The sequence below is a fragment of the [Actinomadura] parvosata subsp. kistnae genome, assembly GCF_900323885.1.
Lineage (GTDB): Bacteria > Actinomycetota > Actinomycetes > Streptosporangiales > Streptosporangiaceae > Nonomuraea > Nonomuraea composti.
Genome location: NZ_OOHJ01000018.1, coordinates 3,152,800 through 3,175,323, shown reverse-complemented (window position 1 = coordinate 3,175,323; position 22,524 = coordinate 3,152,800). Strand labels below are relative to the sequence as shown.

The window sequence follows — 22,524 nt, the reverse complement described above, 5'->3', positions numbered from 1 at the left end:
TCAGCTCACCGCCCAGGCGTTCTCCTGTTTCCTGCTCGACTCGGCCAGCGCCTCGACCATGGCCCTGATGGCGGGGCGGCGGGCCGCGTCGGTGCGCCACACCGCGTAGATGCGCCGGGACTGGCGCGGCAGCAGCGGGACGAGCCGCACGCCGGGCGGCACGCAGTCGCGGCCGAGCCGCGGCACGATGGCGCAGCCCAGACCGGCCGCGACCAGCGCGAGCTGGGTCGGGTACTCGTCGGCCATGCAGGCGATCACCGGCTCCAGCGACGCGCTGCGCAGGGTGAACACCAGCCAGTCGTGGCAGACGGTGCCGGGCGAGCCGCTGATCCACTGCTCGCCGCGCAGGGCGGACAGCTCGATCTCCCGGGCGTCCGCCAGCGGGTGGCCGTCGGGCACGGCCACGTCGGCGACGTCGTCGAGCAGAGTGGCCTTGGACAGGCCCTCAGGGATGGCCATGGGGCGGTTGAGCCAGTCCTGGATCACGCCGAGGTCGAGCTCGCCCCTGGCCACCTCGCGGACGACCCGCTCGGGCTCGCGCTCGTTGAGCTGCACCCACAGGTCGGGGTGGCGCTGCTTGAGCGAGACGAGCGCGCCCGGCATGAGGCCGCGGACGGCGGTGGGGAAGGCGGCCACGTTGAGCCGGCCGACGACCGCGCCGCGCAGCGCCTCGAAGTCGGCCTCGGCGGTCTCGACCAGGGCGAGGATGCGCTCGGCGTGCTCGGCCAGCAGGCCGGCGGCGTCGGTCAGGCGCACGCCGCGCCCGTTGCGCTCCATCAGGCGGGCGCCGGTCTCGCGCTCCAGCTTGGCGATCTGCTGGGAGACGGCCGAGGGGGTGACCATGAGCGCGTCGGCCGCCGCGCCCACCGAACCGTAGACGTGCACAGCGTGAAGAGCCTTGAGCCGGTTCAGGTCCAACATGTAAGCCAGCCTAAACGGTTTAGCGTAGAAAGTCTCGCTTGTCGTTGAATGTGTAGCAGATGAAAATAGATGCATGAGAATCCTGAAGACGAAGAAGCAGCAGACCGGCTCCGTGTCGTACCTCAAGGTCCTCGCCGAGCAGGCCCGCGAGCAGCGCATCCGCTACCAGAAGCCGGCTCGCTGAGCGAGCGCTCCGGGGGTGTGGGCAGGTACACCCCCAGCCGGTTACCAGACGCAGTGATCACGAGCTGACCCCACGGCATCGTCAGGACGGACAGATCCCCCGACCTGACGGAAGTGGGGGCAGAACAACAGAGAGGCCGCCATCCCGGCGGCCTTTGTCATGGTGGTGGGGGTGATGGCGCCGCTGTGGCCCGCGCCGGTGCGCCGCGCCCTGGACGGCGCCCGTCCGGCTCCGTCCCGTCGAGGGCGGGCGGGCCCTGGCGCTGCCCGCCATGGCTCCCCTGGTCATCGGCGGCCGGCGTGGCCGCGCGCCTACCTCAAGCGGGGATCACAGGGCCGCCGCGGCGGCCTCGGCGGCGGCGGGCAGCGCCTCGGCCACCCGCCCGATGGCCTCGTCGTCGTGCGCGGCCGACAGGAACCACGCCTCGTAGGCCGACGGCGGCAGGTAGACGCCCTGGTCGAGCATCGCGTGGAAGAACGCGGTGAAGGCCGCGGTGTTCTGGGTCTTGGCGTCGTCGAAGCCCGTCACCTCGGCGTCGGTGAAGAAGATCGAGAACAGGCTGCCGGCCCGCTGCAGCCGGTGCGGCACCCCGGCCTTGGCCAGCGCCTCGGAGGCCAGCTCGCCCACCTTGAGCGCCGCCGCGTCGACCCGGGCGTAGGCGTCGGCGTCGAGGGCCCGCAGCGTGGCCAGGCCCGCCGCGCAGGCCAGCGGGTTGCCCGACAGCGTGCCCGCCTGGTAGACGGGCCCCTCGGGCGCGAGGTTGGCCATCACGTCGGCCCGGCCGCCGAACGCCGCCGCCGGCAGCCCGCCCCCCATGACCTTGCCGAACGTCATCAGGTCGGCGTCGACGGGGTCGAGGCCGTACCAGCCCGCCGGGGAGACGCGGAAGCCGGTCAGCACCTCGTCCACGATGAGCAGCGCGCCGTGGGCGGTGCACAGCTCGCGCAGGCGCGCGTTGAAGCCGTCGCGCGGCGGGACGACCCCCATGTTCGCCGGGCACGCCTCGGTGATCACGCACGCGATCTCCGCGGCGGCGAAGGCCCGCTCGACGGCGGCGAGGTCGTTGTACGGCAGCACGATCGTGTCGGCCGCCGACGCCCCGGTCACCCCGGGCGTGTCGGGCAGCCCGAACGTGGCCACCCCCGACCCGGCCGAGGCCAGCAGCGCGTCGACGTGCCCGTGGTAGCAGCCGGCGAACTTGATCACCTTCGACCGCCCGGTGAACCCCCTGGCCAGCCGCACCGCGCTCATCGTCGCCTCGGTGCCCGAGCTGACCAGCCGCACCTTCTCGACCGGCGCCACCCGCGCCACGATCTCCTCGGCCAGCTCCACCTCGCCCTGCGTGGCGGTGCCGTAGGAGAAGCCGCTCGCGACGGCCCGCTCGACGGCCTCGACGACGGCCGGGTGGCGGTGCCCGAGGATCATCGGCCCCCAGGAGCACACGAGGTCGACGTAGCGGTTGCCGTCGACGTCGGTGATGTACGGCCCCTGCCCCGAGGCCATGAAACGCGGCGTGCCGCCCACCGAGTTGAACGCGCGCACCGGGGAGTTGACGCCCCCGGGCACGATCCGGCGGGCGCGGGCGAACAGGGTCTCGGAGTTCTGTGTACGGCTCACCGGCCTAGGTTATCCGGCCCTGCCTCCGCCCCCGAGGTCAGTCGGCCAGCCACTCCAGGATGCGCAGCGGGTCGGGCAGCGGCCGGCCGTCGGGCGGCCGCAGCCACGAGACGGGCTGCCCGCTCGGCAGCGTGGACGGCGGGGCCAGGACGTAGCTGTCGCGGCAGTGCCAGCGCAGCCCCGGCGTGTCGTCGATGGTGGCCGGGTCGCAGTCGAGGTGGCAGGACCACCATTCGTCCTCGTCCTCGGGGTTGCCGCGGGTGGCCACGTAGAACAAGACCCGGTCGCCGTTGGCGGCGACCGGGCCTGAGTGGGCGTCGGCGGCGTCGATCCGGGTGAGGGCGGACAGGCCGACGGTGAGGGGTACGTCGAAGACGTCGAACACGCGGCCCGTGGGCAGGATCACATTGGCCTCGGGCTCGGCCTGCCACCAGCGCGTGAGCTGGGCGGTGTCGGTCGTGGCCTGCATGTGCCAGGCGGGCGAGAGCGGGTGGGCGCCGGGGTCGGGACAACCGACGCGGTCACAGGAGCACGCGCGCGGCCCGTGCGGCAGCGGATAGGCACCGGGCACGACGGGCCAGCCCAGCTCGGCGTACTCCAGCACGGCCGTGATGCGTGTCGGCCGTGCTTGTTTCCGGGCCCGCTTTTTGGTACGCCGAGCCAGTGGTACCCCCACCATGGTGTCTCCCGTTCGACTCACAGCGCCTGAGGAGGCCCCGACACCGGACGGAACGGCAGCCGCGGTCAAGCGGCCTGCCGCAGGCACCTACGCACACGCGGGACACACCAGCACTTGTCATGCAACTCTAACCCACGAGCCCCATGAGTTGACGGGAAACCCCTTGGTTAGAGCCGTCGAGCCACTTCCGTGGCCCAGTAGGTCAGGATCAGGTCGGCGCCGGCCCGCTTGATCGCGACCAGCGACTCCATGATCATCCGCTCGCGGTCCACCCAGCCGTTGGCCGCGGCGGCCTCGATCATCGCGTACTCGCCGCTGACCTGGTAGGCGGCCACGGGCACGTCCACCTCGGCGCGGACGCCGGCGATGATGTCGAGGTAGGCCAGCGCGGGCTTGACCATGACCGCGTCGGCGCCCTCCGCGAGGTCGAGGCGGACCTCGCGCAGCGCCTCGCCCAGCCGGCCCGCCGGGTCCTGCTGGTGGGTGCTGCGGTCGCCGAACTGCGGCGCGCACTCGGCGGCGTCGCGGAACGGGCCGTAGAAGGCGGAGGCGTACTTGGCGGAGTAGGCCAGGATCGGCACGGTGCCGTGGCCGGCGGCGTCGAGGGCCGCGCGGATGGCGCCCACCTGGCCGTCCATCATGCCGCTGGGCGCCACCATCTGCGCGCCCGCCTCGGCCTGGGCCACCGCGACGGAGGCGTAGCGCTCCAGCGTCAGGTCGTTGTCCACGTCGCCGGACGGGGTGAGGATCCCGCAGTGGCCGTGGTCGGTGAACTCGTCGAGGCAGGTGTCGGCCATGACCACGATCGAGTCGCCCACCTCGGCGGCCACGTCGCGCAGCGCGACCTGCAGCACGCCGTCGGGGTCGTCGGCGGCCGAGCCGCGGGCGTCCTTCACCGCCGGGATGCCGAACAGGATGAGGCCGCCCACCCCGGCCGCGGCGGCGTCGTGCGCGGCCTTGCGCAGCGAGTCGCGGGTGTGCTGGACGACGCCCGGCATCGAGGCCACGGGCTGCGGCTCGCTGATGCCTTCCTTGGCGAACAGCGGCAGGATCAGGTCGGCGGGGTGCAGCCTGGTGCCCGCCACCATCCGGCGCAGCACCGGGCTGCGGCGCAGCCGCCTGGGACGGGCGACGGGGTACTCGGCGCTCATCTGGCTCTCCTCCTCGCGCCCCGGCGGTTCTGCGACGGCCGGCGCGGCGTGTCTCCCGCGGCCAGCGCCGCCTGGCGCTGCTTGGCTCCGAACTCGGCCACCGCGGCGGCCAGGGCGGAGGCTGACGGCTTGTCGGCCATGACGTCGACCCGGAGCCCGAACTCCTCGGCCGTCTTGGCCGTCTGCGGCCCGATGACCGCGATCACGGTGACGTTGTGCGGCTTGCCCGCGATGCCCACGAGGTTGCGCACCGTGGACGAGGACGTGAAGAGCACGGCGTCGAAGCCGCCGCCCTTGATGGCCTCGCGGATCGGCGCGGGCGGCGGGGCGGCCCGCACGGTGCGGTAGGCGGTGACGTCGTCGCACTCCCAGCCCAGCTCGGTGAGCCCGGCCACGAGCGTGTCGGTGGAGATGTCGGCGCGCGGCAGCAGCACGCGGTTGATCGGGTCGAGCATCGAGTCGTACGGCGGCCACTCGGCCACCAGCCCCTCGGACGACTGCTCGCCGGAGGGCAGCAGGTCGGGCTTGACCCCGAACTCGATCAGGGCCCGCGAGGTGGCGTCGCCGACGGCGGCCACCTTGAGCCCGGCGAAGGCACGGGCGTCGAGGCCGTACTCCTCGAACTTCTCCCGCACCGCCTTGACGGCGTTGGCGCTGGTGAAGGCCACCCACTCGTAGCGGCCCGTGACCAGGCCCTTGATCGCGCGGTCCATCTGCTGCGGGGTGCGGGGCGGCTCGACCGAGATGGTCGGCACCTCCTCGGGCACCGCGCCGTAGGCGATGAGCTGCTCGGACAGGCTGCGCGACTGCTCCTTCGTACGCGGCACCAGCACCCGCCACCCGAACAGCGGCTTGGTCTCGAACCACGACAGCTTGTCGCGCTGCCCGACGGCCTCGCCGACCACGATCAGCGCGGGCTCGGTGAACCCGGCGTGCTTGAGGTCGGCCTGGAGCCGGCCGAGCGAGGACACGACGGTGTACTGCTCGGTGGTGGTGCCGCCGCTGCTGACGGCGACCGGCGTGGTGTCGGGCTTGCCGCCGGCGATCAGCGCCTTGCCGATGGCCACGGCGTCGCCGATGCCGTTGTAGATGACCAGCGTGCCGCGGCAGGCGGCGTGGGCCGCCCAGTCCTGCTCCTGGGCGGCGTCGACGACGCGGAACTCGGGGACCGCCGTCGCCGGCGGGATGCCGGCGTAGGTGAGCACGGCGGTCGCGGGCGGCACGCCGGGCACGATCTCGAAGTCCACCTCCGCCGCGGTGCAGGCAGCGGCCTCCTCGGTGATCGAGGAGAACAGCATGGGGTCGCCTTCGACGAGGCGGACCACGAGCTGCCCCCGTGCGGCGCGCCGCACGAGGTCGCCTTCGGCGGCCTGGGCGACCTCGACGCCTTCACGGCAGTGGCGCAGCAACGGGGTCTGCGTCTCGGCGTCGAGCACCACAGCGTCGGCCTTGGCGAGCAGCTCGGCGGCGCGGAGCGTCAGCAGGTTGGGGTCGCCTGGACCCGCGCCCACGAACGCGACGAAACCGGAGGTTGGACTATCGGAGCTCAATGGGAATGCTCCCCCATCAATCTGTCGGCACCTTCGGCGATCATCTCGGCCGCTAGGAGGCGGCCCAGGTTCGCAGCCTCCGAAGGAGAGCCGGCGGCGGACTTGCGGACCGTTTCGCGGCCGTCGATGGAGACGACCACAGCGGTCAGGTTCAGAGTGTGCCCGTCATCGGCGGCGAACGCACCCACCGGAGCGGCGCACCCGGCCTCCAGGGCGGCGAGCAGGGCTCGCTCGGCGGTCACCGCGGAGCGGGTACGGGGGTCGTCGAGCACGCGCAGGAACTCGATGACGTCGGCACGGTCGGCGCGGCACTCGACGGCCAGCGCGCCCTGGCCGGGCGCGGGCAGCAGCTCCTCGACCTCGAAGATCTGCGCGATCTCGGCGTCGCGGCCGATGCGGTGCAGCCCGGCCGAGGCGAGCACGACCGCGTCGAGCTCGCCGGAATTGACTTTGCCGATGCGCGTGTCGGCGTTGCCGCGGATGGCGACGTACTCCAGATCGGGGCGGAGCGCGCTGAGCATGGCGACGCGGCGCGGCGAGCCGGTGCCGACCCGGGCGCCGGGCGCGAGGTCGGCGAACTTGTGCGTGCCGACCAGCGCGTCGCGGTGGTCGTGCCGGGCCGGCAGCGCGGCCAGCGTGAAGCGGGGGTCCTGCCTGGTCGGCAGGTCCTTGAGCGAGTGGACGGCGAAGTCGATCTCGCCCTCGACGAGCTTGTCGCGCAGCGCGCTGACGAACACGCCCGTGCCGCCGAGCTGCGCCAGGTGCGCCTTGGTGACGTCGCCGAACGTGGTGACGCCGACCAGCTCGACCGCCCTGCCGGTGCGCTCGGTGTAGGCGTCGGCCACCATCTGCGACTGCGTGGTCGCGAGGAGGCTGCGGCGGGTTCCGAGCCGCAACGCGCCGGACCGCGACGTCACAGCTCCACCTCCCTCACGGCCTCGGGCATCTTCGGATCCAGGTTGAACAGCTCACGCAGGGCTTCCGCATAATGATCGCCCCCCGGGCAGGTGGCGAGCTGCTTGACACGCACAGTCGGCTCGTGAAGCAGCTTGTCGACGACCCGCTGGACGGTCATGGCCACTTCGTCCCTGGCCCGCTCGTCGAGGTCGGGCACGCGCATGAGCAGGCGGCCCAGCTCCGACTCCACCACGCTCGCCGCCTTGCTGCGCAGCGCCACCACGGTCGGGGTGACCCTGGCGGCCCGCTCGGCGTCGAGGTAGGCGCGCAGCTCGGCGGCGACCAGGGCGCGGACGGACTGCACCGCGTCGCCCTCGCGCGAGCCGATGCCGGACTCCTGGATCGTCTCCAGGTCCACCAGCGTGACGCCGGGCACGGCGCGCATGGCGGGGTCGATGTCGTGCGGCAGCGCCAGGTCCAGCAGGAACGCCGGCCCGGCCAGCATGTCGGGCGTGATGATGTGCCGGCCGGCGCCCGTGCAGGTGATGACGATGTCGGCGGCGGCCAGCTCGTCGCCGACGCGGGAGAACTCGACGGCCCGCCCGCCGACGGACGCGGCCAGCCGGGCGCCCCGCTCGTACGTGCGGTTGGCCACGACGATGTCGGTGACCCCGGCGCGCGACAGCGTGGCGGCGGCCAGCGAGCTCATCGAGCCCGCGCCGATCACCAGGGCGCGCCGCCCCGCGAGGTCGCCCGCGAGCGCGAGGCCGGCGGTGACGAGGGAGGCGCCGTGCTTGTCGATGCCGGTGTCGGTCTGGGCCCGCTTGCCGACGCGCAGCGCCTGCTGGACCAGCTCGTTGAGGGTGGCCCCGACCGTGCCCTGGCGCTGCGCCAGCTTGAGCGCCTGGCGGACCTGGCCGAGGATCTGGCCCTCGCCGACCACCATGGAGTCGAGCCCGCACACCACGGAGAACAGGTGCTCGACCGCCCGCTCCTCGTAATGAACGTAGAAGTGCGGGGTCAGCTCGTCGACGGGGACGCCCGAGTGGACGCCCAGGAGGTTGCTGATGGATGTGACGGCGGCGTGGAAACGGTCGACCGTGACGTAGACCTCGACCCGGTTGCAGGTCGAGACCACCATGGCCTCCGCGACGCACGGATCCTGCCGTACGTCGTGCAGGAGCTTGACGAGCGCGTCGCCCGTGACCGAGACGCGCTCCAGCAGAGCCACCGGCGCGGTGCGGTGGCTGAGTCCGATGGCCAGAACACTCATTGACTGTCCACCGCCATGAGCGGCCCCCCAGCTTTGCGTTGCTCGTGGAACGCGAGAATCTGCAGTTCTATGGATAGATCGACCTTACGGACATCGACGCTCTCCGGCACGGAGAGCACGACCGGGGCGAAGTTCAGGATGCTGGTGACGCCCACGGCGACCACGCGATCGCAGACCTCCTGCGCCGCTGCCGCCGGTGTCGCCAGAACCACGATCGAAACTCCACGCCGCTTGATGACGGCTTCCAGGTCGTCGATGTGCTCCACATTCAATCCCGCGATGGTGTCGCCCACGACTTCGGGGTCGGCGTCCACGAGCGCGGCGACCCGGAAGCCCCTGGAGACGAAGCCGCCGTAATTGGCCAGCGCGCGGCCGAGGTTACCGACACCGACGATCGCGACCGCCCAGTCTTGCGTCAGGCCGAGCTCGCGGGAGATCTGGTAGACGAGGTATTCAACGTCATAGCCTACGCCGCGCGTGCCGTACGAGCCGAGGTGTGACAGATCCTTGCGCAACTTCGCGGAATTGACACCGGCGGCGACGGCGAGGTCCTCGGAGCTGACCGTCGCGATGCCCCGCTCGGCCATCCCGTGCAGCGCCCTGAGGTACAGCGGAAGCCTGGCGACCGTCGCCTCGGGAATACCGCGGTCACGGGGCTGGGACGGGCTCTTCACGTGCCGGTGCTCCAGGGAACGGGCGGCTTGGGGACCGCGTGACGGAATCGAACCGTCTTTCAGGTTAATCCCTTTGTGAACCGATGCACAAAGTCGGCGGCGGTACGGTTGCCGTATGCATCGCATCACGTTGCTCGGCAAACCCGGCTGTCACTTGTGTGACGACGCGCGCGAGGTCATCGCCAGGGTCGCGGGCGAGCTCGGCGTGCCGTGGGAGGAGGTCAGCATCGAGTCCTCGGCCGAGTTGCAGGAGAAGTACTGGGAGATGATCCCGGTCACGCTGATCGACGGCGTGCAACACGACTTCTGGCGGGTCGACGAGGCGCGCCTGCGCGCGGCGCTCAGCAGCTGACGGTCCAGCTCAGCAGCCGACGGTCTCTCAGTAGTCGGCGGTCTCTCAGTAGCCGACGGTGGGCAGCGGCACCACCTTCGCCGCGTTCACGTTGAGCTCGATGACGTTCGTGGCCAGCACCATCGCCTGCCGCTCGTTGACGAACCGCTCGACGTGCGGCTGCCGCTGGTGGTCGCGGTAGGCGACCTCGTCGCGGTAGAGCTCGTAGACGATGCGCTGCAGCGGCGCGGACTTCACGGCGTGGCAGACGTACACGAGCGTGTCGGGCTCGCCGCGCCGCACGGCCTCGACGGTCGCCTCGGCCAGCCGGTCGAACGCGTCGCCCGCGCCGTCCATGATCGTGAAGACGGTGAGCATGCCGTAGATGCCCGGCGCGGGCCGGCCGGAGCCGGGCTGCTGCTGCGCGGGCGAGAACAGGTCGGCGCCGGGGAAGATCGCGCCCGTGGCCGGGGCGGGCGGCGGCGGGGGCGGGCTCACGGAGGGGGCGCCGTTCATGATGTAGCCCGTGGAGGGGCCGTCGTCGAGCGGGGCGGCCATGCGGGCCGCGTAGTCGACCTCGCGCTGCCGGTGGCCCTCGTCGCCGGCGCGGTACTCGGCCACGAGGTCGCCCAGCCCGGACGCGCGGCGCGGCGGCGCGGGCGGCAGGTCCGCGGCCGGCACGGGCTCGGGCGCGCCCCTGCGGCCGCCGCGCGGCGGCACCTCGTCGCGGAACATCGGGCGCTCGCCGGGCGTCATCCGGTGCTCGTCGAGCGCCAGGGGACGCTCCTCGCCCGGAGTCGGACGCGGCATCGCCCGCGGCACCGGAGGCTCCTCGCGGCGCTGAGAGCGCTCCTCCCGGCGCGAGGAGCGCGGCTCGCGGTCGTCGTCGAAATCGTCCTCGTCGTCGTCCTCGTACGGCGCCAGCGGCCGCAGGACGGTGTACCAGACCGCGGCGGCGGCCACGGCGAGCAGCGCCGTGGTGAACAGCGGCGCCACCGCGAAGCGCAGCGCGCCCACCAGCGCCAGCCCCGACGGGACGACGACCACGGTCGCGTGCAGGTTGTCGGTGTCGTACTCGTCGCCGTTGCGCCACTTGATGCCCGCCACCACCAGCATGGCCAGCATGACGAGCAGGGAGACCACGTGGGCGCCGGTGAGCAGGTAGCCGGGGAAGACGTTCCAGTGGGCCGAGCCTGAAGGCAGGCTCTTGCCCATGTCCTCGGTTTTCAGCGGGTCCCAGACCATGATCACGACGGACACGAAGGTCAGCGCGCCGCCGAGCAGCCATGCCAGGAACCTGGGCGGCACCTTCTCCGACAGCAGCTGCACCAGGCCGATGGCCAGCCAGAGCGGCGCCACCAGCGACCCGGTCACCTGGTAGATCCGGAACGTGAGGCCGCCGAAGCCGGCGAGGTAGCCGATGCCGATCACAAGGAGTGACAGGCACAGGCCCACGACTGCAACGGTCCAGGCGACCAACCACCCCTCAGGCTCGTCGCGCAGTCGTTGGATCAGGGCACCGGCCGCGGCGGCGGCCAGGAGCGCACCGGCAAAAGCTATGACAGCAACGAGGATCTCCATGGTGACTCCAATGCTGCCGGACGATGCCTCCCAGCCGGTAGCCGAAGAGGGAACGGGTCGGTCCACCACGGTATCCGCCGATTACGCCTAGTCATGCATGACTTCCGTGGATTGTGGATTTTCCGGTTGATTTCTAGAGTGTTCGAGCACGCCGCACCCCTTACCCCTAGGGATACCGGATGCCTGACTCGTCGCCGTTCGCCGGGCTGCTCGCTCCAGCGGTCGCTGGACCTGCCCGGACGGGCGAGTTCGCCGTGCGCGAAGACGTCCCGGAAGATGTCTCCGGCGACCTGCGCACGCTGGTGATGCACGCCAAGAACGGCTGCACGCAGTCCTTTGGCACGCTCTACGACCGCTACGTCGACCTGGTCTACCGCTACATCTACTTCCGGGTGGGCTCCCACCCCCTCGCGGAGGACCTCACCAGCGAGACCTTCCTGCGGGCGCTGCGCAGGATCGGCGACTTCACCTGGCAGGGCCGCGACTTCGGGGCCTGGCTCGTGACCATCGCGCGCAACCTGGTGACCGACCACTTCAAGTCGGGGCGCTACCGGCTGGAGATCCCGACCGGCGAGGTCATCGACGTTCCGCTCGACGGCTCGCACATCCCCGAGAACGCCGTGGTCACGGCCATCATCAACGATCGGGTGCTGCGTGCCGTACGAGACCTCAATCCCGAACAACAGGAATGCGTCGTCCTGCGCTTCCTGCACGGCCTCTCGCTCGCGGAAACCGCGCTGATCATGGGGAAGAAGAGTGGAGCGATCAAAGCGCTGCAGTTCCGTGCCGTCCGGGCCCTGGCCAGGGCTCTCAAGCACGACCTGGCGTAACCTCCACCATCCGCCCCTCGTTAAGCAGGTGTCATGGCCGCGTCGGTCAGGGAGCCGTCATGAGTAGGGCGCGCAGGCGGCGCGAACGCGTGCTGGAGCAGCTCACCGAGCTGCGGGAGCTGCCTCTCGGCGGCGCTCCGGGAGCCGCCTTCAAGGAGCGGCTGCGTGCGGAGCTGCTGTCCGGGGCCCTGGAGGCCGAGCCGGAGCCCGCCGCCGAGCGGGCGCGCCGTGACCTGCCGCGGCGCCGGCCGCTGCTGTCGCAACTGGCCGCCGTGGGGCTGGCGGCGGCGCTGATGGTCTCCTCCTTCGCGACCTACCAGGCTGTGCCCGGCGACTCGCTCTACCCGCTCAAGCGCGCCGCCGAGACCACGCTCGTGCACCTCAGCCCCGGCGAGGCGGAACGCGCCGAGCGCGAGCTGGACTCCGCCAAGACCCGCGCCAAGGAGGTCGCCAGCCTGCTCGGCTCCTCCGCCGACGGCCCGCTGGTCAAGAAGACGCTCAAGGACATGGAGGAGTCCACCCGGTCGGGCATCAGCAGGCTCGAACGCGCCGAGCCGCGCTCGCCGAAGATCAAGAAATTCGCCCGGGAGCAGGAGGAGACCGTCAAGCCCATGCTCCAGGAGCTCGACGAGGACCAGCTCGCCCAGGCCGAGGGCTACCTCGACTACATCGAGGGTCTGGTCGCCCCTGAGTAGGTAAGTAAGCTGAAGCCCATGTGGCGGCTTATGCGACGACGACACGAGACGCAGCCCGAGGTCGCCGGCGAGGTCGCGGCGCAGGCGGCGGTCACCGTCGCGCCCGTCGAGCCGGACCTGGAGGCCGCGGCCTTCTTCGACGTCGACAACACGATGATGCGCGGCGCGTCGATCTACCACTTCGCCAGGGGCCTGGCCACGCGCGGGCTGTTCACCACGTCCGACCTGTTCAAGTTCGCGGTCGGGCAGGCGGTGTTCCGGCTGCGCGGCAACGAGAACCCCGAGCACATCGCGGTGGCCCGCGAGACGGCGCTGGCGTTCGTCGCCGGGGCCAAGGTCGACGACGTCGTCCGCCTCGGCGAGGAGATCTACGACGAGGTCATGGCCGACCGCATCTGGGGCGGCACCCGCGCGCTCGCCCAGCAGCACCTCGACGCCGGCCAGCGCGTCTGGCTGGTCACCGCCACGCCGATCGAGCTGGCCCGGGTGATCGCGCAGCGGCTCGGCCTGACGGGCGCGCTCGGCACGGTCGCCGAGACCAGCAACGGCGTCTACACCGGCCGGCTCGTCGGCGACCTGCTGCACGGCCCCGCCAAGGCCGAGGCGGTGCGCGCGCTGGCCCGCAGGGAGGGCCTCGACCTGACCCGCTGCACCGCCTACAGCGACTCGGCCAACGACCTGCCGATGCTCTCGCTGGTCGGCACCGCCGTCGCGATCAACCCCGACAACGAGCTGCGCGAGCACGCCAGGAAGCACGACTGGGAGGTCAGAGACTTCCGCACCGGCCGCAAGGCCACGCTGACGGCGCTGCCCATCGCGGCCGGCGTGGGCGCCGTGGCGGGCGGCGTGGCGGCGGGCATCGCCCTGCGCCGCCACTACCGCCGCTGACCGCCCCCTACTTCAGCGAGTCGAACAGCGCGGTGGCCGCCGGCTGCTTCCACTGGATCCGGTTGGGGTTACCCGGGTAGGGCTCCCACGGCACCGCCGCGACGCTCATCTCGACCTCCTGGAGCTGCCTGCCCAGCTCGTACATCTCCTCCACGCTCAGGTCCGTCCGCACGCCCTTGCGCATCTCGCCCAGGAACGCCTTGAGCTTGGCCGGGTCCGCGACCAGCTGCCGCTGCGCCTTCTTCAGCATCGCCAGCACCAGCGCCTGCTGCCGCTTGATCCGCGCGATGTCGGAGCCGTCGCCGTAGTGGCGCAGGCGCGCGTAGCCGAGGGCCTGCTCCCCGTTCAGCACGCTCTCGCCCGCGGGCAGCTTCAGCTTCGCGGCCGCGTCGTCCACAGGCCGGGGAAGCTTGACGGTCACGCCGCCGAGGGCGTCCACCATGGTCTTGAAGCCGTTGAAGTCCACGTCCACCGTGTGGTGCAGCCGCAGCCCCGTGAGCTTTTCCAGCGTCGCCCTCAGGCAGCTCACGCCGCCCTTGGCGTAGGCCGAGTTGATCATGTCGAGCCGGGCGGGCTCCGTCCCGCAGCGCGGGATGCGCACCATGGAGTCGCGCGAGACGCTGACCGCGGTGGCCTTGCCCCGGTCGGCGGGGATGTGCACGATCATGATGGTGTCGGAGCGCTGGCCCGCGTTCCGCCTGGCCGACTCGGGGCCGTAGCGCTCGTTGCCGGCGCCCTCGCGCGTGTCCGAGCCGATCACCAGGATGTTCCTGGTGCCGCTCATGTCGGCCGTGTCCGTCCCGGCGGGGGCGCGGCGGTCGGCCGGGCCGCGATGAACGCCACCGGCGCCGCGACCGCCGCGGCCGTGGCGGCGGCCACGAGCCCGGCCGTCCACCACGCCGACCAGCGGCGCCGGGGCCGGGCGCGCAGGAACCGCTCGCGCTGGCGGGCGAGCGTGGCGGGTGGCTGGTGCTCCAGCTCGGCCCCGAGGTCGCGGAGCAGCTTCAGGTCGTCCATCGTCACTCCTCCTCCATCGGGTTGGCGTCGCCGAGCGCGGCACGCACCTTCCGCCTGCCCCTGTTGAGGCGGGAGCGCACGGTGCCCACGGGGATGCCGAGCGCGCGGGCCGCCTCCTCGTACGTCAGGTCGCCCCAGGCGATCAGCAGCAGCACGTCGCGGTCCCTGGCGGGCAGCGCGGCCAGGGCGCCGGCCAGCTCCGCGCGCACGGCCTGCGCGGTCACCCCGGCGGCCACCCGGTCGGCGGGCGACTCCACCTCGGAGTCCACGGGGGCGCGCAGGAGGGCGCGGTAGCGGGCCGCCTCGGTGCGGTGGTGGCGGGAGACGAGCTTGGTCAGGATGCCGAACAGCCACGGCCTGGCGTCCGGGTACGCCAGGTCGTAGCTCTTCCTGCGGGAGAAGGCGACCAGGAACGTCTCACCGACGAGGTCCTCGGCGGGTTCGGGGCCGAGGCGGCGGGAGACGTAGCGGTAGAGCATGGCGGAGTAGCGGTCGAAGAGCTCGGCGAAGGCCTCGGGTTCGGTCCACGAGGCTCGTACGAGGTCGGCGTCCGCACCCCTGACGGCGGGTTGCGTGATCATCTCCGCCCTTCTGTGGGGGATCGGTCACGGATGTCTCGCCACAACCCGCCCAAAGGGTTCAGATCTCCTTGAGCTGGCCCCCGTCGATCACGAACTCGGCGCCCGTCGTGCTGCCGGAGCGGGGCGAGGCGAGCAGCGCGACCGTGTCGGCGATCTCCTGCACGTGGACGAGCCGGCCGGTGGCCAGCCCCATCATCGTAGGAGCCACCTCGGTGAGCACGCTGTCGCGGTCGGAGCCGACCATGCCGGCGAAGACCTCGGCCGCGCCGCCCTCCTTCGTCCACCAGTCCGTCAGCACCGCTCCGGGCGTGACCGTGTTGACCCTGATGCCCTGCGGGGCGTACTCGGCGGACAGCGACTTGCTCAGCGCCAGCACGGCCGCCTTCGCCGCGCCGTAGTCCACGTTCACGGCGGAGGGCTGCCTGGCCATGGTCGAGGAGACGTTCACAATCGAGCCGCCGCCGCGCTCCAGCAGGTGCGGCACGGCGGCGCGGATCATGCGGACGGCCGCGAACAGGTTGAACTCGAACATCGCCGCCCAGTCGGCGTCGTCCGGGGTCATGAACCCGGCCCGCGGCAGCGTCGTCCCGGGCGGCGGCCCGCCGGCGTTGTTGACCACGATGTCCAGCCCGCCGAACTCCTCCACCGCCCGCGCCACGACCCGGGCGGGCGCGGCGGGGTCCATCAGGTCGGCCGCGACGTGCGTCACCTTGGCGTCGGCGAGCGCGTCCGACGGCGTGCGGGAGACGGCGACCACGTGGGCGCCCTCCTCGGCCAGGGTGCGGGCGACGGCCAGGCCGATGCCCTTGGACGCGCCGGTGACGACGGCGACGCGGCCGGAAAGCTGCAGATCCATGGGGTTTCCCTTCGGTGTTCCTTCAGTCCGTGCACAGAACACCGGCGGGATCGGGGCGGTTGCACCCGGGAGCTACAGAAACGGCGGGAAGGCGTGCCCTCTGCGCAGCCGCAGCTCGTTGAGCAGCTGCTGGATGACCTCGCGCACGTGGTCGGTGATGTTGAAGACCAGCATGGGGTCGTCGGCGGCCGACGGTTCGTACTCATCCGTGCGGATCGGCTCGCCGAACTCGATCATCCACTTAGACGGCAGCGGCACCAGCCCGAGCGGGCCCAGCAGCGGGAAGAACGGGGTGATCGGCAGGTAGGGCAGCCCGAGCATCCTGGCCAGGGTCTTCAGATCGCCGATCTTGGGATAGATCTCCTCGGCCCCCACGATCGCGGTGGGCACGATCGGCACCCCCGCGCGGATGGCGGAGGCGACGAAGCCCCCGCGGCCGAAGCGCTGCAGCTTGTAGCGCTCGGAGAACGGCTTGCCGACGCCCTTGAAGCCCTCGGGGAAGACCCCGACCAGCTCGCCCTTGCGCAGCAGCCGGTCGGCGTCCTCGCGGCAGGCCAGCGTGTGGCCGGTCTTGCGGGCCAGGTGGCTGAGCAGCGGAAGCTGGTAGACCAGGTCGGCGCCGAGCAGCCGCAGCGGCCGGCCGGCCTCGTCGTGCAGCGCCACCTGCAGCATGAGCGCGTCGAGCGGCAGCGTGCCGGAGTGGTTGGCGACGACCAGGGCGCCGCTGTCGTGCGGGATGTTCTTCAGCTCGACCGTCTCGACCCTGAACCAGTGGGTGTAGAGCGGCCTGATGAGCTCCAGCACGACCTTGTCGGTCAGCTCGGCGTCGTAGCCGAACTCGTCGACCTCGTAGTCGCCGGTGACGCGCCTGCGCAGGAACGCCAGCAGCCTGGCGAGGTGGTCGGCGAGCTCGTCGGCGGGGCTCTGCCGGTCGTCGAAGGACGGTGCCGCGCTGATGGGGATCACGCGGCCCTTCTCCTCGCGGGGGACGCTCACGCGCGCACACCTCCGGACTGCTCGCGGGGGACGCTCACGCCCGCACACCTCCGAGCGGCCGCAGGCCGCGGGAGCGCAGGAAGTCGTCGAAGGCCGCCCCGGTGGTGAACTTGGGCTTCCAGCCCAGCTCGGCCTCCAGCCGGCTGATGTCGACGGCACGGCCGTGGCTCATCAGCCGGACCTGCTCAGGGGAGTACTCCACCAGCCCGATCCGGCGCACGGCGCCGCCCAGCACCTTGAAGGCGGGCGAGAGCAGCGGCAGCGTCGGCCGCCCCGCCCTCCTGGCGCACTGCGACAGCAGCAGCACACCGGCCCCGGCCACGTTGTACGTGCCGGGGTGATCCTCCGTCGCCATCCGGCGCAGCACCTCGACCGCATCGTCCTCGTGGACGAACTGCAGCCGCGGGTCGAAGCCGAACACCGTCGGCAGCACCGGCTGGGTGAAGTAACGGGTCAGCGGCGAGTCGACGCCGGGACCCATGAAGTTGGCGAAGCGCAGCAGCGAGACGACCACGTCGGGCCGGCGCCGGGCGAAGCCCCGCACGTAGCCCTCGACCTCGGCCGCGTCTTTCGCGTAACCGTGGACGGGACCCTCGTGCGGCTCCAGGTCTTCGGTGAACACCGCCGGGTCGCGGGGCGACGAGCCGTAGACGGCGGTGGTGGAGCGCACCACCACGCGCCGCACGGTCGCCGACCGCTGGCAGGCACCGAGCAACTGCATGGTGCCGATGACGTTGTGCTCTTTCATGGCCGCCCTGCCGCCGTTCTTCGACGGAGCGCTGACCAGGCTCATGTGCACAACAGTGTCGATGTCCGCGGCCGCGATCACCTGAGCGATGTCGGGGCTGCGCAGATCGACCCGGACGAACTCCGTCCGGCCCAGAGAGATGCCGCCGTCTCGCGTCAGCGAGGGGGGCGGCACGGTGTCCACTCCGATGACACGGCTGATGTCCGGGTCTGCCGCCAGAGCACTCGCCACCCGGGCGCCTATGTGGCGCGAGACCCCGGTGACAAGCACGGTGTGGGTCATCAGCGCCTCGCAGCTGCGTCGATTACTTCTTGTTGCGCCGCTGGATGCGCGTCTTCTTGAGCAGCTTGCGGTGCTTCTTCTTAGCCATCCGCTTGCGGCGCTTCTTGATCACAGAGCCCACGGGACCCCCAGGTACTGATAGCACGTCTGAACCGGAGTGCGAGCGCACACCGGCTCACAGACTACCGGCGATCCATGGTGGATCGCCCCTCGGGGGGTGAGGGCCCGGCCGCAGCAGCGCCGGCCGGGCCTCTCCCGCGAGAGCACTCACGACACGTCTCGGCGTGTCGCTACGTCAACCTGCCTCGATGTAGGCCTCCCGCAGATAGTCGTGTACCGCCTGCTCAGGCACCCTGAACGATCGGCCGACTCTGATGGCCGGCAGCTCACCCGAGTGGACGAGCCGGTACACCGTCATCTTGGACACCCTCATGACCGTCGCCACTTCTGCGACGGTCAGGAACTTCACCTCACTGAGAGGTCTTTCGCCTGCACCCATCGGACGCCTCTTCCGCACGTGTTTCCGGGTTATCCCCACTGGTGCCATTGCTCACGCACGTGTACTGCCGTCAGCGTAAGTCGGGACTCCGAGTGCGCAAACCCCCTAGTTTCTCAACGGGCGGAGCCACCTGTCAGCCGAACCAGCGAAATCGCTGGCCAACGGCCTGGCCGAGCACCGCACTTGGACGTTGGAACTGTCCAAGCTGCCACACATAAGAGTCGCCGAGGCCCCATCAAAAGTTGGCAAAGGGACAGCGAGCCTCTTGGAATGCAGGCGCGAAAAGACGGTATGCGGATGACCGAATTAGACTCAAAGGGCTTGTGAGACTCCTGTGACCAACCTCTCCGTCAGCGGAGCGTAATAACGCGGTAGCACGTTGTCGTCGAGTGGCACGACCACGTCAAGCTTGCCTTCCGCCTCACCGACGAAGAGCCCGGGGTCGTTGCTGTCGGCGAACGCCACCGTGGGCACACCCGCCTCACCCGCCGCTCCCGCCCAGCCATGGTCGGCGATCACGAGGTCGGGCAGGTCGCCGTTCAGCTCGCCGAGCATGTGCCGCATCGGGGCCGCGTCGTGCGTGTGCACCAGCGCGCCCCGGTCGTCGAGCATGGCGATGTCCTGCAGATAACGGATCCTTCTGGGACGACCGAAACCCGACCCCGCGTACGTCCAGCCCTCGGCGGGGGACAGCAGCCGCGCTCCCCTGGCCGCGCAGAAGGCGGCCAGCGGCAGGTGCACGGCCAGCAGGCCCGTGGGGTGGCCGGTGGCGAACAGGATGCGCGGCTCCGGCCGCGACAGCACGGCGGCGATGCGCTCGGCCATCGCGTCGATCGCGTCGATGGTCAGGTCGGGGTCGATGGTGTCCTGGCCCCAGCGGTGGCCCGCGTCGGGCACGACGCCCGCGGACTTGGCCATCAGGGCGAGGATGTCGCGGTACGACCACGGCTGGTCGAAGGTCAGGCCCAGCGCGTAATAGGGGTCGCCGTTCGCCAGCGAGCTGTAGTGGTCCAGGTTGTTCTCGCGGGGGGTCGCGACATCGCCGGCTATGCGGCTCTGGATGAGATGATCTCGGAGTTCGTCGCGGCTCAGCACTGGTTCTTCCTCGTCAGGGCAACGGATCGAGGCCGTGCAGCCTCAGTCAGGGCAGCGGATCGAGGCCGTGCAGGGGGAACACCGCGTTTCGGGTCGCCATGACCGCACGGTCAATGGGGTCCGCTGGATCATAACCACCGGACAGGTCACGAAATTCCGGGTTTCGGCCGTCCGTCATGGTCAGCGGCGGTGTCTCGCCCGTCCGCTCCCGTACGAACCGGCGCCAGCCCTGGCTCGTCGGCGTGGCCGGATCGACCGGATGGCCCGCCACCTCGGCGATGAGGTGCGTCCACGCCCGCGGCACCACCTGCACCAGCTCGTAACCGCCGCCGCCGGTGGCGATCCACCGGCCGCCCGCCGTCTCGTGGGCCAGGCGGTGCAGCGCGGCGTACGCGGCCCGCTGGCCGTCGACGCTCAGCATGAGGTTGGCCAGCGGGTCGAGCGCGTGGCTGTCGCAGCCGTGCTGCGTCACCAGGATCTCGGGCCTGAACTCGTGCAGCAGCGGCGGCACCACCGCGTGGAAGGCCCGCAGCCAGCCGGAGTCGCCGGTGCCGGCCGGGAGCGCGACGTTGACGGCCGTGCCCTCGGCCCCCGTCTCCTCGGGGAAGCCGGTGCCGGGGAACAGCGTGCGCGGGCTCTCGTGCAGGCTGATCGTCAGCACCCTGGGGTCGTCGTAGAAGATCGTCTGCACGCCGTCGCCGTGGTGCACGTCCACGTCCACGTACGCGACGCGGCTCACGCCCTGCCGCAGCAGCCAGGCGATGGCCAGCGCCGGATCGTTGTAGACGCAGAACCCGCTGGCCGTGGCCGGCATCGCGTGGTGCAGCCCGCCCGCGACGTTGACCGCGTGCTCGGCCGCGCCCTCCCACACCGCGCGGGCCGCCGCCAGCGACGCCCCGGCGATCAGCGCGGACGCCTCGTGCACGCCCGCGAACGCGGGATTGTCGGTCGTGCCCAGCCCCGCGGACAGGTCGGGGCGGCCGTCGGCCGAGACCCGCTTGACCGCCTCGATGTAGGAGCGGCTGTGCACCATGGACAGCTCGTCGTCGCTCGCGGGGCCGCAGCCGCTCAGCTCGACCTTGTCGAGCACGCCCAGCTCGCGGGCCAGCGCCATGGTGAGCTCCACCCGCACGGGGGCGAGTGGATGGCTCGGGCCGAAGTTGTAGGAGGTGAGAGCGTCGTCCCAGATCACCCGTGCCGACCGGCTCATGCCAACCCCTCCGCGTGTCCCTCGCCTTGCGCCGACGTTACCGCAGGGCAGACGGCGCGTTGTAGCCCGGGCTTCGGCTCGTTCTCGTACCGGCTGCGACGTTCTCCTCCTGGATGCGGCGCCGAAAACCTCCCGGCAATACCGACATTTACTGAATAGGGTTTGGTCGTGCGCGTGGTGCGGGCCTTGACGAGGGTGGTGCGGTTCTTCCAGCGTCCCAAGGTCGCCGACCGGACGCTGGTGATCCTGCTCGTCGTCCCCTCGATCCTCGGCGGCGTCGCCGTGCTGCTCCGGGGCGACCTCCCGCTCGCCCTGGGCAACGTGCACTACCTGCTGACCGTGCTGCCCCTGCTCATGCGCCGCAACCGGCCGGTCACCACCATGAGCGTGGTCGCCGCCATCGACGCCGTGTGCATCGTGACGGGCCTCGTCGACGGCCCCAACATCGGCACGACCGTCGCCCTCTACAGCCTGAGCCGCTACGCGCCCGGCCGCACCACCGCCATCGCCTCCGGGGCCGCCTGGCTCTTCTACGCCCTCCTCCTCGACCTCGCCACCCCGATGCAGGCCGGCTGGCTGGCCGCCGTGTTCCTCGTCGTCCTGCCCGTCGGGCTGGGCCAGGTCTTCCGGCTCAGGCACGAGCTCAACGAGCGCGGCCGGCGCGAGGCCGCCGACGCCGCCGTCCGCGCCGAACGGCGGCGCATCGCCAGGGAACTGCACGACGTCGTCGCCCACCACATCACCGTCATCAACGCCCTGGTCGGCGGCGCCCGCGCCACGCTGCCGCCCGAGCAGGCCGTCACCAGGGACGCCCTGGAGAGCGCCGAGCAGACCGCCCGCCAGGCGATGACCGAGATGCGCCGCCTGCTGGACGTGCTGCGGGCCGACGGCAGCGAGGGGCCGGACGCCGCCACCGGCGTGGGCGCCGACCGCCTGCCCGCCCTGGTCAAGGAGGCCAGGTCCGCGGGCCTGCCGGCCGAGCTGACCGTCACTGGGGAGCCCGTCGAGCTGCCCGCCGCCGTGGACCACGCCGTCTACCGCATCGTCCAGGAAGCGCTCACCAACACCCGCAAGCACGCTCTCGGCGCCAGGGCCAGCGTGCGCCTGGCCTACGAGACCTCCGCCGTGGAGGTCGAGGTGCTCGACGACGGCCTGCCCAAGGACGGCGGCACGCCCGGCTTCGGGCTCGGCGGCATGGCCGAGCGGGTCGCCCTGTGCGGCGGCCAGCTGTCCACCGGGCCCCGCCCAGAAGGAGGATTCCGCGTGCACGCCCGTATCCCGCTGGAGCAGGCATGACCCCTGGAGAGAAGATCGGCGTGCTGCTGGTGGACGACCACGCGCTCGTCCGTACCGGCTTCAAGCTGATGCTCGACGCCCAGCCTGACATGAGCGTGGTCGGCGAGGCCGCCGACGGCGAGCAGGCCGTGGCGCTGAGCCGGCGGCTGCGCCCCGACGTGGTGCTGATGGACCTGCACATGCCCGGCATGGACGGCGTCCGCGCCACCGAGCTGATCACCACCGAGCTGCCGGGCGTGCGGGTGCTCGCGCTCAGCACGTTCGACCTGGACGAGAACGTGGTGGCGGCGCTGCGCGCGGGCGCCGACGGGTTCCTGCCCAAGGACGTCTCTCCCGAGGAGCTGATCGAGGGCGTGCGCGTCGTGCACCGGGGCGAGTCGGCCGTCGCCCCGCGCCTGCTGACCCGGCTCATCGGCACGTTCGTGCGCACCACGCCGGCCCGCGCCGCGCCCGCCGAGCTGGCCGCGCTCACCGACCGCGAGCGGGAGATCCTGGTGCTCATCGCCCGCGGCCGCTCGAACGCCGAGATCGCCGCCGGCCTGGCCGTCTCCCCCTCGACCGTGAAGAACCACGTGACGAGCCTGTTCGCCAAGCTCGGCGTCAGGGACCGCGCCCAGGCCGTGATCATCGCGTACGAGGCGGCGCTCGTCCAACCAGGAGCGTAGGACCACGG

The 22,524-nt window shown here is 71.6% G+C and carries 25 protein-coding genes; 6 read left to right on the top strand and 19 right to left on the bottom strand.

Annotated features, from left to right (window positions below; translation table 11 throughout):
• From KIS93_RS34890 to KIS93_RS34855, 8 genes are all read right to left on the bottom strand, one after another.
• Entirely contained in the window at positions 1-921 is a 921-nt protein-coding gene (locus KIS93_RS34890; protein ID WP_080043659.1) for a LysR family transcriptional regulator, read from the bottom strand.
• Between the two features lie 511 nt (positions 922-1,432).
• Entirely contained in the window at positions 1,433-2,722 is a 1,290-nt protein-coding gene (gene hemL / locus KIS93_RS34885; protein ID WP_080043660.1) for a glutamate-1-semialdehyde 2,1-aminomutase, read from the bottom strand.
• A 37-nt stretch (positions 2,723-2,759) separates the two neighbouring features.
• Positions 2,760-3,401: a bifunctional DNA primase/polymerase gene (locus tag KIS93_RS34880; protein WP_080043661.1), complete on the bottom strand. Its 642-nt coding sequence runs from the start codon at positions 3,399-3,401 to the stop codon at positions 2,760-2,762.
• A gap of 167 nt (positions 3,402-3,568) precedes the next feature.
• Positions 3,569-4,552 (bottom strand): porphobilinogen synthase, encoded by a 984-nt coding sequence (hemB, locus tag KIS93_RS34875; RefSeq protein ID WP_080043662.1) that lies wholly within the window; start codon positions 4,550-4,552, stop codon positions 3,569-3,571.
• Positions 4,549-6,063, bottom strand: a complete 1,515-nt coding sequence (locus tag KIS93_RS34870) for a bifunctional uroporphyrinogen-III C-methyltransferase/uroporphyrinogen-III synthase (RefSeq protein WP_155128708.1) — start codon at positions 6,061-6,063, stop codon at positions 4,549-4,551. Before KIS93_RS34870 ends, hemB begins: the two co-directional genes overlap by 4 nt.
• Before the next feature lie 35 nt (positions 6,064-6,098).
• Positions 6,099-7,019, bottom strand: a complete 921-nt coding sequence (gene hemC, locus KIS93_RS34865) for a hydroxymethylbilane synthase (protein WP_080043664.1) — start codon at positions 7,017-7,019, stop codon at positions 6,099-6,101.
• The gene (locus KIS93_RS34860) at positions 7,016-8,272 is read right to left on the bottom strand and encodes a glutamyl-tRNA reductase (RefSeq protein ID WP_080043665.1); all 1,257 of its coding nucleotides are present in this window, start codon (positions 8,270-8,272) and stop codon (positions 7,016-7,018) included. Before KIS93_RS34860 ends, hemC begins: the two co-directional genes overlap by 4 nt.
• Complete coding sequence (locus KIS93_RS34855; protein WP_155128710.1) at positions 8,269-8,946, bottom strand: redox-sensing transcriptional repressor Rex; 678 nt, start codon at positions 8,944-8,946, stop codon at positions 8,269-8,271. Before KIS93_RS34855 ends, KIS93_RS34860 begins: the two co-directional genes overlap by 4 nt.
• Positions 8,947-9,061: 115 nt before the next feature.
• Between KIS93_RS34855 and KIS93_RS34850 the strand changes: the two genes are divergently transcribed.
• Positions 9,062-9,298 (top strand): glutaredoxin family protein, encoded by a 237-nt coding sequence (locus KIS93_RS34850; RefSeq protein WP_080043666.1) that lies wholly within the window; start codon positions 9,062-9,064, stop codon positions 9,296-9,298.
• A gap of 45 nt (positions 9,299-9,343) precedes the next feature.
• Here KIS93_RS34850 and KIS93_RS34845 read toward each other — a convergent pair whose 3' ends face one another.
• On the bottom strand, positions 9,344-10,858 hold the full coding sequence (locus tag KIS93_RS34845) for a putative quinol monooxygenase (RefSeq protein WP_080043667.1): 1,515 nt from the start codon (positions 10,856-10,858) through the stop codon (positions 9,344-9,346).
• A gap of 179 nt (positions 10,859-11,037) precedes the next feature.
• On the opposite strand from KIS93_RS34845, the gene KIS93_RS34840 reads away from it, so the two are divergent.
• From KIS93_RS34840 to KIS93_RS34830, 3 genes are read left to right on the top strand one after another with little or no spacing between them, the layout of a single operon-like run.
• Complete coding sequence (locus KIS93_RS34840) at positions 11,038-11,688, top strand: sigma-70 family RNA polymerase sigma factor (RefSeq protein ID WP_080043668.1); 651 nt, start codon at positions 11,038-11,040, stop codon at positions 11,686-11,688.
• Positions 11,689-11,747: 59 nt separating this feature from the next.
• On the top strand, positions 11,748-12,383 hold the full coding sequence (locus KIS93_RS34835) for a DUF5667 domain-containing protein (protein WP_155128712.1): 636 nt from the start codon (positions 11,748-11,750) through the stop codon (positions 12,381-12,383).
• A gap of 30 nt (positions 12,384-12,413) precedes the next feature.
• Positions 12,414-13,271 carry an HAD family hydrolase gene (locus KIS93_RS34830; protein WP_230465652.1) on the top strand — a complete coding sequence of 286 codons (858 nt, stop codon included), beginning with the start codon at positions 12,414-12,416 and terminating at the stop codon, positions 13,269-13,271.
• Positions 13,272-13,278: 7 nt separating this feature from the next.
• Here KIS93_RS34830 and KIS93_RS34825 read toward each other — a convergent pair whose 3' ends face one another.
• The 10 genes from KIS93_RS34825 to KIS93_RS34780 all read right to left on the bottom strand — a co-directional run bounded on the left by KIS93_RS34825 (position 13,279) and on the right by KIS93_RS34780 (position 20,555).
• On the bottom strand, positions 13,279-14,055 hold the full coding sequence (locus tag KIS93_RS34825; RefSeq protein WP_186404581.1) for an LCP family protein: 777 nt from the start codon (positions 14,053-14,055) through the stop codon (positions 13,279-13,281).
• Complete coding sequence (locus KIS93_RS34820) at positions 14,052-14,288, bottom strand: hypothetical protein (RefSeq protein WP_186404580.1); 237 nt, start codon at positions 14,286-14,288, stop codon at positions 14,052-14,054. The genes KIS93_RS34825 and KIS93_RS34820 overlap by 4 nt, the downstream gene beginning before the upstream one ends.
• Before the next feature lie 2 nt (positions 14,289-14,290).
• Complete coding sequence (locus KIS93_RS34815) at positions 14,291-14,869, bottom strand: RNA polymerase sigma factor (RefSeq protein WP_080043672.1); 579 nt, start codon at positions 14,867-14,869, stop codon at positions 14,291-14,293.
• 58 nt (positions 14,870-14,927) lie between these two features.
• On the bottom strand, positions 14,928-15,725 hold the full coding sequence (locus KIS93_RS34810) for an SDR family NAD(P)-dependent oxidoreductase (protein ID WP_080043673.1): 798 nt from the start codon (positions 15,723-15,725) through the stop codon (positions 14,928-14,930).
• Between the two features lie 72 nt (positions 15,726-15,797).
• Positions 15,798-16,721 (bottom strand): lysophospholipid acyltransferase family protein, encoded by a 924-nt coding sequence (locus KIS93_RS34805; protein ID WP_418113260.1) that lies wholly within the window; start codon positions 16,719-16,721, stop codon positions 15,798-15,800.
• A 34-nt stretch (positions 16,722-16,755) separates the two neighbouring features.
• Positions 16,756-17,751, bottom strand: a complete 996-nt coding sequence (locus KIS93_RS34800; RefSeq protein ID WP_080043675.1) for an NAD-dependent epimerase/dehydratase family protein — start codon at positions 17,749-17,751, stop codon at positions 16,756-16,758.
• Between the two features lie 22 nt (positions 17,752-17,773).
• Positions 17,774-17,872, bottom strand: a complete 99-nt coding sequence (locus KIS93_RS34795; protein ID WP_018654693.1) for a 30S ribosomal protein bS22 — start codon at positions 17,870-17,872, stop codon at positions 17,774-17,776.
• A gap of 174 nt (positions 17,873-18,046) precedes the next feature.
• Complete coding sequence (locus tag KIS93_RS34790) at positions 18,047-18,250, bottom strand: helix-turn-helix domain-containing protein (RefSeq protein WP_026214222.1); 204 nt, start codon at positions 18,248-18,250, stop codon at positions 18,047-18,049.
• A gap of 312 nt (positions 18,251-18,562) precedes the next feature.
• Entirely contained in the window at positions 18,563-19,345 is a 783-nt protein-coding gene (locus KIS93_RS34785) for a phosphatase (protein ID WP_080043676.1), read from the bottom strand.
• 46 nt (positions 19,346-19,391) lie between these two features.
• Positions 19,392-20,555, bottom strand: coding sequence for an acetoin utilization protein AcuC (locus tag KIS93_RS34780; RefSeq protein WP_080043677.1), 1,164 nt, complete (start codon positions 20,553-20,555; stop codon positions 19,392-19,394).
• Positions 20,556-20,723: 168 nt separating this feature from the next.
• On the opposite strand from KIS93_RS34780, the gene KIS93_RS34775 reads away from it, so the two are divergent.
• Both KIS93_RS34775 and KIS93_RS34770 read left to right on the top strand, forming a co-directional pair.
• Positions 20,724-21,851: a sensor histidine kinase gene (locus KIS93_RS34775; RefSeq protein ID WP_155128714.1), complete on the top strand. Its 1,128-nt coding sequence runs from the start codon at positions 20,724-20,726 to the stop codon at positions 21,849-21,851.
• Positions 21,848-22,516 (top strand): response regulator, encoded by a 669-nt coding sequence (locus KIS93_RS34770; protein WP_080043679.1) that lies wholly within the window; start codon positions 21,848-21,850, stop codon positions 22,514-22,516. Before KIS93_RS34775 ends, KIS93_RS34770 begins: the two co-directional genes overlap by 4 nt.
• Positions 22,517-22,524: the final 8 nt, after the last annotated feature.